General features: G+C 55.7%; 11 protein-coding genes and 3 pseudogenes. 2 read left to right on the top strand and 12 right to left on the bottom strand.

The genetic code is table 11. The annotated features are described in order from the left end of the window. Positions 1-194 precede the first annotated feature (194 nt). Positions 195-347, top strand: a pseudogene (locus ACQ7C1_RS31070) (AbrB family transcriptional regulator); the annotation flags it as partial. 5 nt (positions 348-352) lie between these two features. Here ACQ7C1_RS31070 and ACQ7C1_RS31065 read toward each other — a convergent pair. The 4 genes and pseudogenes from ACQ7C1_RS31065 to ACQ7C1_RS31050 form a co-directional block, all read right to left on the bottom strand. Then, a pseudogene (locus ACQ7C1_RS31065) lies at positions 353-840 on the bottom strand (MucR family transcriptional regulator). 416 nt (positions 841-1,256) lie between these two features. Beyond that, positions 1,257-2,285: an LLM class flavin-dependent oxidoreductase gene (locus tag ACQ7C1_RS31060; protein WP_430961125.1), complete on the bottom strand. Its 1,029-nt coding sequence runs from the start codon at positions 2,283-2,285 to the stop codon at positions 1,257-1,259. A 362-nt stretch (positions 2,286-2,647) separates the two neighbouring features. After that, positions 2,648-3,754: a histidinol-phosphate transaminase gene (hisC, locus tag ACQ7C1_RS31055; protein WP_430961124.1), complete on the bottom strand. Its 1,107-nt coding sequence runs from the start codon at positions 3,752-3,754 to the stop codon at positions 2,648-2,650. A 1,297-nt stretch (positions 3,755-5,051) separates the two neighbouring features. After that, complete coding sequence (locus tag ACQ7C1_RS31050; RefSeq protein ID WP_430961123.1) at positions 5,052-5,270, bottom strand: hypothetical protein; 219 nt, start codon at positions 5,268-5,270, stop codon at positions 5,052-5,054. A 543-nt stretch (positions 5,271-5,813) separates the two neighbouring features. Here ACQ7C1_RS31050 and ACQ7C1_RS31045 point away from each other — a divergent pair. Beyond that, complete coding sequence (locus tag ACQ7C1_RS31045; RefSeq protein ID WP_430961122.1) at positions 5,814-6,101, top strand: hypothetical protein; 288 nt, start codon at positions 5,814-5,816, stop codon at positions 6,099-6,101. Between the two features lie 800 nt (positions 6,102-6,901). On the opposite strand, the pseudogene ACQ7C1_RS31040 reads toward ACQ7C1_RS31045, so the two are convergent. From ACQ7C1_RS31040 to ACQ7C1_RS31005, 8 genes and pseudogenes are all read right to left on the bottom strand, one after another. Further along, a pseudogene (locus tag ACQ7C1_RS31040) lies at positions 6,902-7,503 on the bottom strand (OmpW/AlkL family protein); the annotation flags it as partial. 217 nt (positions 7,504-7,720) lie between these two features. Continuing rightward, the gene (locus tag ACQ7C1_RS31035) at positions 7,721-8,509 is read right to left on the bottom strand and encodes an ABC transporter permease (protein WP_430961121.1); all 789 of its coding nucleotides are present in this window, start codon (positions 8,507-8,509) and stop codon (positions 7,721-7,723) included. Positions 8,510-8,512: 3 nt separating this feature from the next. Then, positions 8,513-9,427, bottom strand: a complete 915-nt coding sequence (gene nodI, locus ACQ7C1_RS31030) for a nodulation factor ABC transporter ATP-binding protein NodI (RefSeq protein WP_430961120.1) — start codon at positions 9,425-9,427, stop codon at positions 8,513-8,515. Beyond that, positions 9,415-11,139, bottom strand: a complete 1,725-nt coding sequence (gene nodU, locus ACQ7C1_RS31025; protein ID WP_430961119.1) for a nodulation protein NodU — start codon at positions 11,137-11,139, stop codon at positions 9,415-9,417. The genes nodI and nodU overlap by 13 nt, the downstream gene beginning before the upstream one ends. Positions 11,140-11,169: 30 nt before the next feature. After that, complete coding sequence (nodS, locus tag ACQ7C1_RS31020; protein WP_430961118.1) at positions 11,170-11,775, bottom strand: nodulation methyltransferase NodS; 606 nt, start codon at positions 11,773-11,775, stop codon at positions 11,170-11,172. Positions 11,776-11,890: 115 nt separating this feature from the next. Continuing rightward, on the bottom strand, positions 11,891-13,141 hold the full coding sequence (gene nodC / locus ACQ7C1_RS31015; RefSeq protein WP_430961117.1) for a chitooligosaccharide synthase NodC: 1,251 nt from the start codon (positions 13,139-13,141) through the stop codon (positions 11,891-11,893). 23 nt (positions 13,142-13,164) lie between these two features. Then, the gene (nodB, locus tag ACQ7C1_RS31010) at positions 13,165-13,803 is read right to left on the bottom strand and encodes a chitooligosaccharide deacetylase NodB (RefSeq protein WP_430961116.1); all 639 of its coding nucleotides are present in this window, start codon (positions 13,801-13,803) and stop codon (positions 13,165-13,167) included. Further along, positions 13,800-14,390, bottom strand: a complete 591-nt coding sequence (locus ACQ7C1_RS31005; RefSeq protein ID WP_069457973.1) for a NodA family N-acyltransferase — start codon at positions 14,388-14,390, stop codon at positions 13,800-13,802. The genes nodB and ACQ7C1_RS31005 overlap by 4 nt, the downstream gene beginning before the upstream one ends. Positions 14,391-14,760: the final 370 nt, after the last annotated feature.

The raw sequence follows: 14,760 nt of genomic DNA, 5'->3' as shown, positions 1-14,760 counted from the left end.
AAAGGCCAAGAATGGCGACGCAGATCACAAATCCAATCAAAGGGAATGTAACCTTCATTACCGCGAGTTCTCGCGTCACCTTCGGATCGTAAGTTTGTCTAAGCATCACAACCCAACCCTTACATTGAGCGCAACTATGGAGGGTTGGTTTGATCTTTGCAATGGATGAACGTTGAGACCGGTTCGCCTCCCTCGCGCTCGCCTACTCGCCGGGAGGTGTCGCCGAGATGAGCGTCATCGCTCTCTCGCTTGGCGTCGAGGTCCCGTTCGTTGTTCTCCACCATATCGTCCGTCTCTTTCTAATAGTAGCGGGAGCGGCTGCCGTGTTTCGATGGGTGAAGCGCTAAGGAGTTCAGAAAAGCTCTTGCAAGGGCCATGCGGGTTCCATGATCGCTGAAATGGGTGGGCCCGTGCGGACGGTGGATGGGACGTTCGTCCCCGTCCTACTCCATCTTGACGCAGCAAGCTGGGAGCGCTGACGAGAATAGCTCGGGGCGATCATCGGGTTATCGGCCGGGAGTCCCAATTTGCAGCGGTATTGTTCCGGCGTCAGACCGTATTTGCCATCAGGTGCCGCCGCAGCAGCTTGAACTTTTTGCCATCTTCCAAGCAGATGATGAAGTCCTCGGCGACCGCTTTCCTGATCGGCACTGCGGGGCGCCGCTTTCCGACGACAGGCTCCTCCTTGCCTTGGAATATTCGAGAGGCACTCCTCAGCGCCGCATGGGTTTGCTGAATCACATGCGGCAAATCGTTGATCGAGACGACATTGCGGATTAGATAAGCCGCGACGATCTTGCCGGCAAGCTTGAGTTGCCGCTCATTGGCGTTCGAACGCATTTTGCTAATTGCTCTTCGCCCGTCAATTTGTGCCTAGTAGAGTTCGGCCAAGTTAATGCAAAGGCATCCGACCGAAAACTTGACCACTGGGTTAATCGAGAACGCAAAGAATGCGTCGGACAACAGTGCGGTTGTCCCCTCCAGCCTTGCCAATCGTTTCATTGGCGTGGACTTTCATGCCCGCGCGCCGTACGTCACTATCAGTATTCTGGCGTTAAAACCACTTCCCCTCTTCCTCCGCGCCTCGTGCTCAAACCCGCTTCTTGATCGCGCATGACGGCCATTCAACATTCAACTCGCAGATAAGGAACACCCGTTTCGGACCTGACCTTAATCAAGCATATGGACTGCGCCACGCATGGGGAGAGAAAGAAGTGCGTTTCCGCATATCTGAGTTCGACAAGGCACCATGGTACTCAGCCAACCCGATCCATGAGTTCGGATTGAAGCATCCTCGCGGTGTACAGCGAAGCGTCCAAGGGCAGGCTCCCAAAAGCCACCTGACAAAGGAGATAGTTTGCTCCCGCCTCTTCCACCTGATCTAGCAGAGCCCGTCGGACAAAATCCGCCGTTCCCACCACGCACAATTCACTTTCGATTGCTGCATCGAAGCTCAAGGGGAGATTCGGCGGAACCGGGATTTCATTTAGAACGTACAGGAATTTGAAAGTTTCAAGCCATCGTTCGAAAGCAGGAGCGGCGAGCGAATATGCATGGTCTGCAGACTGCCCGACCACAATCATGCGAAGCAGTCCGAGGAATGGCGCCTGGTCGTTCGCGTAACTGTTGTGTCCTTTCTCGCAGCGGAAGGCGTCGGTGACCTTGCGAACGAATGAGGCAGGACCTAGGGACGCGATGTTCGCGCCGTTTGCAGCGGCCCAGCGTGCAGACTCGGGTTTGTTGGTGGCGATCCATGTCGGCGGGTGCGGGCGCTGATGAGGCTTCAGGGTCAAAGGAACATCGTTTAGCTTAAAATGGTGGCCGCGGTAAGAAAGAGTGCCGCCCCTCATCGCCTCCATCAGGATTTCGCTGGCTTCGAGATATCGTCCTGGCACTGCGTCCGCACCAATCCCGAAGTAAGCTAGCTCGATCGGAAGGGAGCCGCGGCCTATCCCCAACTCGACCCTGCCACCGCTCAAATGGTCAAGCATGCAGATCTCCTCAAATGCACGCAGCGGATGACAAAGGCTAAGCAGCATGGTGAGGGGGCCGAGACGAAGGTGACGGGTGCGCTGCGCGACACTCGATAAGAACAGGTTTGGTGATGGGCCTCTTCCATGCGGCGAGCAATGGTGCTCCGCGACATGGTAAGCATAAAAGCCGAGCCGATCATACGCTTCCGCCAGCTTGAGACGGTCTGCGTATTGTCGTGCAACGTCGTTACCATCCTCGTCCAGATGGTCGAATATACCGAAAGTTAGGTTTGAAGGAAGGGCTTTTCTCATTAAACCGTCTCCGACTTTGTTCCGAGAGCTCCGGACCTTGATTCAAGCGAAATTAGATTCAGGGCTTTTCTTGGCCGGACATCACTACTGATGCAGAGTCCGGGCCACACGTCCTTGCACGCCCGGCCGTTGCTCAACATCTTTAGTGTGCTTCTGCCGTGAAAAGCTTCATTGCCTTCGCGACTGTATGCTGGTTCTGCAGTTTGACGGCTGGAGAACACGACGTAGACACGTGCAAGCGGGCCATGCAACAGCCTCCTTCCCCAGGGAGTGGTAGAGCTGGCCAACGCCGTGGGGAGATCTTGCAATCGTTGCTCTCTGTCTTATTGCTGCCATCATTCGCACAGAACGGAATGTAGCTGCTAAACGGCCCATCGTGTGGAGCTCTCAGCTCCCAAAATCTCATCGACAGCCTCAAGGAATGCATCCATTTGCAATTTTGTCCCGATGCTAACGCGAATGCAATCTTCCAGACCCTCATCAGGGAGTACGGCCACTAGTATCTTTTTTTGCTTCAAGTAGGTTTGCCACCAAGCGCCGTCTCGCCCTGATGGCACGCGGGCCAGCAGGAAATTCGCATGAGACGGCGCTACAGAGAACCCAAGTTGCGACAGTGCGAACCTCACGCGCTCTCTCTCAAACTTAATCTGTCTACGGTTCTCCTCGTAGTCCGTGCGGTGAGCAAGGATGCTGACGCCGACCGCATGGGCGATCACATTCATGTTGAACATGTTCTGGAGATTGCGCAGCCGCCCTATAACCTCAGGATGGCCAAAGCCGAAGCCAACGCGAATGCCGGCCGCCGCATAGCTCTTGGAGAACGTTCGTAATATCAGAAGGTTCGAATAGCGGTCAATTAAACGGAGAGCACTGTCAGGCGCAAAGTCAACATAGGCTTCGTCCAGCACGATCAACCGGTCAGACTGTGCGACGAGGCTTTCAATATCGGCAATCGGGGCAAAAGTGCCGGTAGGATTGTTCGGATTAGCCAAGAGAATGAACTTGGCCTTCTTTGCAGGACCGAAAAGCAGTTTGTGTATCGGCAACGAGCAAGGCTCGCCGGATCTGATTTCAAGCAATCGAGCACCTTGCAGCAGCGCGAGCTTGTGGTTGTATGCAAAGCCAGGTGACAACATTGCGACGCTGTCACCGGGATCAAGGAATGCTCTGTATAGAAGCGAAAGAAGTTCGGAGGACCCATTGCCGGCGATCACCTGATCCGGGGAAAGGTTATAGGATGCGGCAGCTGCTTCCCTCAAGCTGACGTTATCATCCTCCGGATATAGATACTGCCGTTCGAGAGCAGCAACAGCGCTCTGCATCACCGCTGCCGGCAAGGCAAATGGATTCTCGTTTGTGTTTAGTTTGACGCAGTCGGCATCTGGTCCCGGACCTGACGGAAGAGGATTTAGCTGTCTATACAATTCTGAAAGAGACGAAAGCACGCGTTGCAGTTTGGTATCAGACATAGTTCTTCTCTTTTGCAGTCGCAGAGGATAGTCGCTATCTCAGCCATTCACCGCGAGTCAATTATCAGGCGCCGTGCGGTTACTGGCCTAAAAACTCAATGCACGATTCTTCTAGTTCAGGTCTGCCGCTCAAGCAAAATCGTTTATTTGCATCGCAGCCATAGATGCGATGAATATGAAAAACATACTTGGATTAGGACGATCACTCATGTGTTGGGCGTTGAAGACACAGTGGCTCTGCTCGAGCGCCTCGACCCGAGCTCAAGTGCCTGGACGAAATTGTCTCGACACTGACGAGGGGGTCCGTTGGTGGCCCGACTCAGAGGTAACTACGTGTGGTGCATGGCGAAGCAAGAGCTCACGGTAGTGAGTAACTGCAGCGATGTGGTGTATCCCCACAATGCCGGCCACTGCTTTACCCGTTCACTACTCCGCTTGCCGGAGCTTGTGATCGCAGGTTCGCGAAAAACGTGTGGACGAGTTGAATCTGTTTCCGCTTTGAGATTCCGCTGAGCATCTCCACGCAGGATGATCAGAGTTGTTGTTTTCATGATGCTTTCCACAGCCGGCGAGCGATGCGTCCCGCGCGCTTTGGAAAATGGAAGGCGAACGGAGGCGCTTCGGCTGGTAGAGGAATGCGGACGTTTTTGAGTACGTATCGCGCGGCGCCTTCCACTTGGACGAATTCCACTGTCGCCGAACAACTGGGCTGTTTCAGCAGAGGCGTTCAACCACCGTGAGCAAGGGCGGGATAATCGTCTTATGAAAGCGAATGGCAGCCGCAAGATAGAGCCACCCGGTAAGGCTCCTGCGGCGCACCAGGGTGGTCATGCCGACATCTGGCCATCAGCCGGCCCTTCATCGACATCCAAGATCAGGCGAAAAAGCAGGTGAGGGTCATCATAGCCGAATGTTTGGCAGTCGTCGCTGTGCACTAGTGGGAGCTGGCGACCAGGTCGAAATGCCTCGTGTCCGCGGTTGCGTTCAGACCGACCAACGGCATGAGGCGGTTTCGAAAATTCAGAATGTTTCGCACCGAGCGGGGTGCGCTACCAAGCGCTCGCCGGGCCGCCTCAGCTGCTGTCACCCGTTGGGCCAGAGCGAGGATCTCGTAGCGATCAGCCCAATCGGCTCCCGGAAGCCAAGCGTTCGGCAGCCATACGGTGCCTCTTGGTGGTCTCATGATCGCTTACGTTTCGTTCCTTACAATCCGCAGAACAGGGCGGTTATCTTGCGTGTGGCATAAAACATGATTGCGCGCGAAGGCGGCGCGACATAGCAGATCAAATGCCGCAGTTCAGGGCCATTTGTCGCACAGGACTGACGGCGACGGAAACAGCGACAGGGATCGTGGCGCACATCCGCCCGCCGTTTCAGGGTGCGATGCCGTGAAAAACAGTTTATCCAGAACTGCGCTCTTCGAGCTGTTGAGCTTGTCGGCGCCGTCGGTATTGAGCCGATCAGTGACTTGCTCGGTTGTGCGGTTACTCAGATGGTCCACTTTGACGAGTCGCATTGGCTATTCCTGGATGAGCAAGGACTGCGGGATGGTCTAACAGCCTTCACCATTCTTGGCCGGTACCCACAGCCTCTTGGCGGGAAAATCGTCTGCGGGTAATGACGGAAGCAAGTCATATCATTCTCCATCGATACCATTGGGACGCTGCTGCGCATTTCCAATGCTGCCAACCGGTAATCGACCCATCGATTCGGTGTTTGTCACAGATGATGATGTTCCCTCGAGGGGCCTTATTCTTGCAGGAAACTCAGGCTTTTGCGGGGCTAAAGCAGACTGGTCAGTGTATCGCCATCGTTGACGTACCTCCTGTCCGTTTGCGCGAGTGCGAGAAGACATTCAGTGACTCAAAAACCCCCGACAAGGCCGAGTCGCCGCTCTTGAGACACGCGGCTTGATTAATGCAGAGCGCGGATTGTACCATGCGGAGGACCCGTCTTCCCCAATGTTACAACTAGAATCGCATGTAGGCCGGAGGAACATTTAGCACCGCCGCGAGACTCGGCACAGTTGTCTCAAGAATGAGCCGGCAGGATTTGGACCATGAGCTTAAAGACGGATTTTATTGCAGAGCTGATCAGGGCTGCAAACGGCGTAGAGAAACTCACGCACTATGAGGTAAGCCGCCTCTTAGACCGATCAATCGATACCATCCGCGACATGCGTAGGCAGACAAGCGTCGCAGGAATACACAGTGCTCGAGACGTTCTGATTGATCTCAGGTTATGCTCGGAGCGCGTTCGCGACCTGCCGCCGGAACAAGTCCGGGACGCTCTCATCGACGCAGCCGACGTCCTCAGGTCATTGAAAATCGTACTGGACCGGGACTGAGTGAGTTGTTGACGTCACTTGTCGCGACTGAAGCCGATCTGGGACAGCGTACCTTGTCCAACAAGTCATTGCGGCAGGATCCCACCGGCCACCACGGCAGTAACAAGGAAATGAACGTATACTGGGGCCTGAAAGGTTGTGACAACATAGGCTTGCGCCGACAATACTGCGACTGCGACTGGCGATCGCACTTTTTCTGTTTGGCATGTGCTATGGTTCGATGGACGTAGCTATGAACAGCTGGGCGAGAGGTGGAGAAATACATGAGGCGGTCAGTGATGTCGTGGGGCCATGTGGAATGTGGGGGCTGTGGGCGCGCAATCGACAGCGGGTGTGGAAATCGCTTGAAAGCGAGCTATCACATAACCGCCATCTGCAAGCACGTAGCCGAGGCGCACGCCGGCCGCGCGAAACGTTCAGCGCCGCATCAGGTCTTCGACTTGCTGGTCTGGCGCATGATCTAGAGCGTGCCTAGCGTGTTGGCACTCACCAGGTGATCTCGCCGCACCAGACGTGACTCTGCGGCGAGTTGCGTCTCTGATCGGCCAGGCGTTGGCGGTCGGTCTGCGGTACGGTGAATGATATTCCAGTTGCATGCGCGATTCTCGGGGGAACGGAAGAACATCCATGAGAACGCCGGGCTCAGGCCGCGCAGTCGAGCCGTAATCGCGCACCGTATCGTTCGCAAAAAGACAGAGGCCGAGGGCCGTGGCCGCCGCCTTCCGAGACCGCACAAGGCCGATTACGGATGGGGAGGCGCTATCGAAGAGAAGGCTCCTTCTCCGGCCGTGATCGTCCATTCAGAAACGGTAGGTCACGCCAGCGCCGATCAACCACGCATCGATTGTTGCCTTGCCACTCAGCGGCCCGAGAACGCTATGATCAGCCTTCCACTCGGTTTCGAGGAAGATTCACATCGAAGTTCACGCCCCAATGCTCGTCAACCATGTAGTAGAAACCGACCTGCAGCGCGGCGCCCACATGATTGTCGACGTCGAGGTTATGGAAACCGGGCTTTTCGCTCCGGTTGTAGAATATCGAGTAGTTGATGCCAGCGCCGACATAGGGCTCGAAGGCGCCGAAATCGGTGAGATGGTACTGCAGCGTAAGCGTTGGCGGCAGCAGCCAAGCCCTCCGGACCGGCACGCCGCCCGCGCCATTTTCCTTGATGTTGGCATAGGTCGTGCCAAGGATAAGTTCAGCGGCGATGTGTCGGTGAAGAGGTAGCTGATGTCGAGTTCCGGGATCAGCGAGTCCGACTAGGAAAGGTCGGAGCCGGGCACGCTGTTGATTAAACCCTTGTCCTCAGTGATGAAGTGATGACACCCAAACCACGCACGCGGATCTGCCAGGGGCTTAGCCCAGCCGCTACATCCTCTGCCACACAGGCGATGATCTCAGGTTCGCGGCGGCCGCCCCGCATGCGAAAAAAGCCGCACCCACGCCCGCGATCCATCTCAGCCGTGCGTCATCCATGTTCATTTGACGTCTCCTTGAAACAAGCATTACCTCGGCCTAACCGAGGATCACCTGGAGAGCCGCTGAATCTGAGCGCCGCCCGCGGTAGTGCCGTCCTACGTCGATGACTGTGCCTTTCAACTTGGTGTTTGGCGCCGATTTTATGACATTAGGCGTCGCCGAAGTAAGGCAGTCGATACGAAGAAGGGCAATACGCCAAAAATGAAAAGTACTCCAAGATGGAACATGACGTCGGCGGCTGGCCGGCCGAACATTGCCGGGCGAATGAGGTCGATCGCATGTGCCAGCGGCAAGAATGTCGCCATCTGCTGAACTTTACCGGGCAATTGAGTTACCGGGTAGACAGCACCGGACAAGAACAGCATCGGCGTGAGAATGAGGGTCTGGTAGAAGATGAAATAGTCGTAGCTGGGCGCGAGCGCCACAACGATCATTGCCAGACTCGCAAACGCGATTCCGGTCAGGGCTATCACCGGCACCACATAAGGAATGGATGACCAAACCGCATAACCCAGAATGGCTGCGACGACCGCAATCGCAGTTCCGGCCAAAAGCGCCTTGGTAGCTGCCCAGGCGACTTCTCCCAGCACTACGTCGCCAAGGGTCATCTGCGTGTATAAGATCGCCTCCCAACTGCGTTGATCGCGCATGCGCGCGAAGGCCGCATAGATGGTTTCGAACGTAGACGCCGTCATCGCGCTAGCCGCTACCATGCCAGTTGCCAGGAAAGCAATATATGACATGCCTTCGACTCGTCCGACCATCAAACCAAGGCCGGTCCCCAGACCAAAAAGATAGACCATGGGATCTGCTAGGTTGCCGAGAATTGACACAAGCGCGGCTTTTTTCCACCCAAGGTAGTTGCGGCGCCACATCGCAGTCCAGTTCCAGCCATTGGCAGGCAGAACTGCCGCATAATTTTCCCACATCTTTCAATCCTTCATCTCTCGCCCAGTCAGTCGTAGAAAAACGTCCTCGAGATTGGGGGGGCGCTGTAAAAGACGCAGATCCGTACGGTCCCGCAATTGTATTCGCACCTGCTCAGGAGCGGAGGAGTAACAAAAGAGGGTTTCTCCGCTTACCTCAATGCGCTGCGCGCATGTTTTGATACGCGCGCGCAGTTCATGTGGATTGCCGCCATTGATCTCAATGACTTGGCAGCCGATCTGCTCGTCGATCAGCCCTTGGGGCCGACCTTCGGCGATCTTCTGTCCTTCTTCAAGAACGCATAGCCGGTCGCATAACCGCTCTGCCTCCTCCATGAAATGCGTAGTAAGCAGGATCGTCTTGCCGCGTGCCAACAGCGAGCGCAGCCGCTCCCAAATCAGGTGGCGCGCGTGCGGGTCGAGACCGGTGGTGGGCTCATCTAATATGAGCAGTTGTGGGTCGTTGATGAGCGCGCGTGCCAGCATCAGGCGCCGTTTCATACCACCGGAAAGGCCTGCGACCCGCGCATCCGCCTTACTCTCAAGTCTGGCAAACTCTAGGAGTGACGGGATAACGGCTTCGATCTGACGGGTGCTCATATTGAAGTAGCGCCCAAAGACCAACAGGTTCTCACGCACTGTGAATTCCTGATCGAGGTCGTCGAATTGCGGAACCACCCCAATGCTTGCCCGCGCCAGACGAGCCTGCGCAGGCACTGGTGCGCCAAGCACCGTGATCTTGCCTGCGTCGGGCGGCGTCATACCAAGGACCATGCGCGCAATCGTGCTTTTGCCGGCACCGTTGGGCCCGAGGAGCCCGAAGCACTCTCCTTTTTTGACGGCGAACGAAAACCGATCGACAACAGTTCGGTCGATATAGGTTTTCGTGACGTCAATCAAACTGATTGCTATCGCGGCCATGTGCTTGCCGAGAAAGCCGTGCAGTCCACCGGGGATACATCGGTTTCGCTCGTCCTTGTAAGCAGCAAGCCATCGCACCATACGTGGCCTATTTGTCCCCACTCGCAGGCCGCTGCAGCGTCGGGGAAAAAACCCCGGCCGTGATAGTTGGCACTCGTGTTGCAAAGCAGCGGAATACCGGTGAGACTTTCATATTCGGCCAAAAGCTTCGAGACTTCGTGCTCATAGTTTCGCGAGATCGTTTGAAGTCGCGCAGTTCCATCAAGGTGCACTACGGCGGGGATCCGTGCTCGCCATTCCGGGCGTGTCGTATGATCGAAGAGCATGTAGGGATCTGGAGTGCCGGGGTCGAAGATTTCCTGTGCGCGGTCTTCCAAGCAAATTGGGGCTACAGGTCGGAAATGCTCGCGGAATTTCACTTCGTTGAGATGATCCTTCATTTTCGGGGAAGTCGCGGCGGCCAAGATGCTTCTGCCTCCCAACGCCCGTGGCCCAAGTTCTGCACGGCCGGCAAGAAAAACAACCGGTTCGTTAGATGCCAATATCCTGGCGAGTTCGGCCAAGGTGCATGGAGCAGCTTCCCACCCTGGCGGGATTGCGCTACTCTTCAGCTTAGGGCCGCTGTAAACTGACCAGTCAAGCGGAGCGAGACCACGCTCGACAGCACGCGCGCAGCAGGCGGCGCCAATAGCCGATCCGCTGTCGTTGGGAAATGGGGGCACCCAGACTGATTCAAACAGACCACTCGCTCTGAGCGCGCTGTTCCATTTGATGTTAAGGCCGCATCCGCCGGCCACGCACAAGTTTCGGGATTCGAATTGCGACTGCATCTGTAGAGCAATCGTCATCTCGCCAACGAGGAGGCGTTCAAGGAAAACATGAAATGAAGCAAGTACATCCTGGGGTTTTTCACACTGTAACCGGGACGCGCTTGCGTCGAAGTAATCATTGACGCGTCCAAGCAATGCGTCTGCATTATGAATGTTTTCCCTATAACCGACCGCGAGCAGCGTTTCTCCGGCGAAGTGTTCCTCGTAGAGCTCCCGAAACACGTTTAGGATGTTCTCCTGAGCCGCGCCAAGTGCAATGTAGGCCATTAGCTTTCCGGCGACACCCAGGTTCCAGCTTTTTGGATCCGCCTTCCTGTACGGCCCGAAGTGATGGCCGGCGACAGCATAGGCATGACCTATCATCGGGAACATGCACTTGATTAATCGGATTCCTTTTGGCTCCGCATAGTAGAGCCGTGGAAATATGCAGCCATCCCATACCAAGCAGAACGAAGGTTCTCCGGCTTTGGCAAACGGACTGGTGCAGTACGCGGAGACTACGTGGCTTATGACGTGCGGAAAACTTTTGTAGGGAAGGATCGAGCCGCTGAGCGCGAGACCCGAGCTGTCATGGGACTTTAGAGGGCTCTCTGGCCACGGTTCGACATAGGGAGCTCCACTGAGAGTTATGGGGAGGCCTTCGCTGAAGACCTGGAACTCTGATTTAAGTTCTCCGTCCCACCCGTCGATGACGAATTGATCAACGTCCCCTACGCTCAAACCGTGTTCGTTCAGGGCTTGGACAATCGCGTCAAGGTTGTCGATAGCTTGATAGCGGGGGTTGTTGTTGCGCTTCTCCTGCTCAATACAGAAGATAAGTTTCCCGTCTTCGATGAGGGCAACTGCTCCGTCGTGTGTGAGTTTAATTCCGCAGATGCGCATAAGATCTCCATATCTAACGCGGTAGCCGGATCATTGAGAAACGGGGTGGCGATATCGGGTAAGCAAGCAGTCTTCGTTGGTGGTTTGGCCGACGCATCGCACACGATCAATTTGGACCAATTCCTGATCCAAGATCGTAATGACGGTTTCGGCACCAGCCACGTGACCCCAAAGTTGGCAGCTCGCATCACCTGCCGATCCGAATATTAGATGGCCGGATGGCGCGAGCATTTGTGCCAAGTTGCGGACAGCCGTTCGCATCTCAGCAACGCTCTCAAGGTAATAGAGCACCTCAGCTACCACGATCAGATCAAAGGGTTTTCGTGCCGAGAACTGGAGGATATCGCAGCTTATCCAGGAGATATTCGGCGGATCCTTTAGTCGTCGACGCGTTCGAGCGAGCGCATGGGGCACCACATCAATTACGGTGAGTTGCTCGCAATGCGGCGCAAGTCTTTCGGTGAACGCCCCGGCTGCGCATCCGACTTCGAGCGCGTTTGTGATTGATTGCTGCGCAAGCGCCAGCCGCAGCATTTGCCTATGTCGCTCCTGCTCGAACGGGTTGCTGTCAAGCCGCCATGGATCGTCTTCAGCCAACTCATCATGCAGCAACTGATAGTGCTTTTTCTGGTTCAACTTCCTGCACCTCTTGTGGCTAATCCCGCAACTGATGTTAGGTTTGTCCGCCTTCGGCCTCGCCGTCAGCTGCAACATCCAAAGCCGACCAAGACTTCGGATGCTCGCGAAAAGGTTAATCCATCGGTAGAGATTTAAGCGATGATGTTTCCGCGCTGCGGGGGGGTCTTTGCAAGACATCAGTGCGAGAGAGCCAAGCACTATTGCTTAACGTACACAGCGCATATGCTTTAAGGGGAAGAATGAGGAAAAGGTTGATTGGCGTGTGGGCAGCAAATGTTAGAAATCGAACCTGGCGAGCGCGAAGCGCAGCCACACTGGTGCGCACCACCGTCATGAATGCTATCATCGTTATCGTCGACCACGGTATCGTGGCTGCCACCGCAATCTGCGCAAGCCCCATCAATACCGACACGGCAAGAAGCAGCGGCCCAAGATTCTGCCCGATCACGTCTAATGTTAGATAACGGTCAAGCCTGCGCAACAAGCGCAGCGCTAGCAACGTGTCTCGGAACGTGCTGCGCGCCCAGCGCAACTGTTGTCGCAGATACGGTGCGAGCCGGTCTGGCACGACTGTGGCTGCAATGGCATCCGCAACATACTCGGTCCGAAAACCAGCTTTGAGCATCAGGATTGTAAGATGACGGTCCTCACCAAAATCGCTTGTTTTGCCGCGAAACAGTTGCGTCTCGTATTGGTCGAGCAGCAAAAGCAGTGCAGATCGGCGGTACATGGCGCATGGACCACAACAGCACATCACCGCACCAAAACGTGCCTGCGCCGCCCGCTCCTCGTTGCAGGCCAGCCAGTATTCCATGTCGATCAGTCGTGTCAGCCATGTGTCGCTGCGATTTCTGGCCACCAATTGTCCCATAACCGCGCCTATCGATGGATCGCGCATCTTGTGGACGAGCTTCGTGACCACGTCGGGCGCAAGCGTGGTGTCTGAGTCGACGTTTAGAAGCAAGTCACCGGATGAGCGGCGTATTGCGGCGATCTGCGCCTTGCGCTTTCCGGCATTTGTAGGCAGAAGAATGAAGTTGAACCGCGGATCTCCCGCATATGTGTTGTGTACGGGTGCGAGGTCCTCGCGGTTTGTAGAACCATCATCTATCACAAAAACCTGCAGCCGCCCGGCATAATCCTGATTTGCGATAGACTCGAGGCACGCCGAGAGAATGTCCGGGTCTTCATTGAAACAGGGAACAATCACGTCGACGCTTGCCAGCGCGTTGAGCGGGCTTCCGGGAGAGGCAGAAAAAGAACTTGCCGTTGGAGCATACAGGACCTGCATGCCCTTATAGACGCCAGAAAGAAGCGCATACAACGAAATTGCCACCGTGCCGGCTGTACCAAATAGATCCATGCAGATACCGTCCGTTAATTATCCTAGGAGAGCGTTCGGATGACAAAACCACGGTCGTGCAACCCGGTAATGACACGGGAAAGCGCCATCAGCGTCTGGTCGCGCAAGCCAGAAAGCTTGTGTCCTACAAGCTCGTTAGGGGGGCACCCATCGTGCAACAGCACGATGGCGCCTGGCTCGACTGAAGCCAGCACTGCATCAACAATGGCGTTGACACCAGGGCGCGACCAGTCCCGCGGATCTACGGACCAATGTACCGCTTGGAGCCCCACGCGCGCTGAGATGCTTAGCACGTTTTCGTTCCAGACCCCGTATGGAGCGCGGATAAACTTGGGTTCAGCCTGAGGAGAGGCCGACTTAATGGCCTCTCTTGCTTCGGTGATCTGATATTCTATTTCCTCTAGTCCGCATGTCGTCAGATCCGGATGGGTCATAGTATGGTTGCCAACCTCGTGCCCTTCGGCAACGATTCGTCGGATAAGTTCTGGTTGATCCGCGGCATAAGCACCGATGACGAAGAACGTAGCGGGTACGCGTTGCTCCGCCAGAACATCGAGGATATCAGGCGTGCAATATGGGTTTGGTCCGTCGTCGAACGTCAGATAAACACTACGGTTGGCGCTGTTGCCCGAGACTTTGCAACTATAATCCAGCTGTTTCATAGCTCTGGGCCATTACGATCAATTAGCGTGCCGGAAGGCCACTCGTCCATCGAGCGCGCTATGGGAAACACGACGGCGAGGGGATCCTCAATTCGCGTGGCTGGCAGATCGAGGTAGACCTCTGGGAGAGTGGAGCGGACGCGGACCCCTGGGAGGATGGTCGCAATACCGCCGCGGCACAGTCTCTCAACGTGCTTGTACAGCGCGTGCCGAACCGTGCCGAACGCGAATGGGACGCCGAGCCGCTGCAACTCCGGATACAGCGTAAACATTGAATGACTAAGCCCAAGTCCTTCAAGATCGGCACGCACTCCCCACAACCCCAGTTCCCCCACCAGGAGATCCACCTCCCCGACCTTGATGAAACGCCGCAGCATGCCCATGTGGGCGGCAACGCCATGCGAGTCGTAAGCAATCACGCGCATTTCAGGCCGCGCTCCGGCCCAACTCCGGCCACCTTCGAAGGGCATTGCATTGAACGCGCCTGTCGGCCCGTAGGTATTACGAAAGAATGCAGAAAGTTCTGCGTGATCGTCGACTTGCAGCTCATTTTCCCAACAAAGTTTCCATCGCACGTCAGCAGGCATTTTTGTCTCTCTATGCTTCTGGCAAAACTTGCAGTTATCCGGACGCGTCTAGTATGCAGCATCTGGATAACCAGTGGTATTAGTTCTATGCAGTAATGGCTGCAATCAGTGAAATCGATTGTTTGGATGAAACGCATCCATCCCGTGGATGGAGAATATGTGCAGAACCCGTTTGGCCTGCGATCGGTTTCTTCTCCACTTGCAGCTCCTGAGTGCTTTGGTCAATCAAGCATCAAACTTTTTCCGAATACAAATGGTCCAGTCGGAGCTGCGCATGGATGTCTTGCCACTCTAGGCACAGGACCTATTGCGGCGGCATCCAGCATCTGCTCGGCGAGCAGCTTCTTCAGCTTGGCGTTCTCCTCTTCGA

The sequence above is a fragment of the Rhizobium sp. Nf11,1 genome, assembly GCF_050587665.1.
GTDB lineage: Bacteria > Pseudomonadota > Alphaproteobacteria > Rhizobiales > Rhizobiaceae > Rhizobium.
Note: the sequence above shows the minus strand (reverse complement) of the source record. Positions and strands in the feature narration are given on the sequence as shown.

Excerpts from the sequence above, each read along its gene's own strand:
- ACQ7C1_RS31060 (WP_430961125.1), bottom strand. The coding sequence starts at position 2,285 with ATGAGAAAAGCCCTTCCTTCAAACCTAACTTTCGGTATATTCGACCAT.
- hisC (WP_430961124.1), bottom strand. The coding sequence starts at position 3,754 with ATGTCTGATACCAAACTGCAACGCGTGCTTTCGTCTCTTTCAGAATTG.
- ACQ7C1_RS31050 (WP_430961123.1), bottom strand. The coding sequence starts at position 5,270 with ATGCGACTCGTCAAAGTGGACCATCTGAGTAACCGCACAACCGAGCAA.
- ACQ7C1_RS31045 (WP_430961122.1), top strand. The coding sequence starts at position 5,814 with ATGAGCTTAAAGACGGATTTTATTGCAGAGCTGATCAGGGCTGCAAAC.
- ACQ7C1_RS31035 (WP_430961121.1), bottom strand. The coding sequence starts at position 8,509 with ATGTGGGAAAATTATGCGGCAGTTCTGCCTGCCAATGGCTGGAACTGG.
- nodI (WP_430961120.1), bottom strand. The coding sequence starts at position 9,427 with ATGGCCGCGATAGCAATCAGTTTGATTGACGTCACGAAAACCTATATC.
- nodU (WP_430961119.1), bottom strand. The coding sequence starts at position 11,139 with ATGCGCATCTGCGGAATTAAACTCACACACGACGGAGCAGTTGCCCTC.
- nodC (WP_430961117.1), bottom strand. The coding sequence starts at position 13,141 with ATGGATCTATTTGGTACAGCCGGCACGGTGGCAATTTCGTTGTATGCG.
- nodB (WP_430961116.1), bottom strand. The coding sequence starts at position 13,803 with ATGAAACAGCTGGATTATAGTTGCAAAGTCTCGGGCAACAGCGCCAAC.
- ACQ7C1_RS31005 (WP_069457973.1), bottom strand. The coding sequence starts at position 14,390 with ATGCCTGCTGACGTGCGATGGAAACTTTGTTGGGAAAATGAGCTGCAA.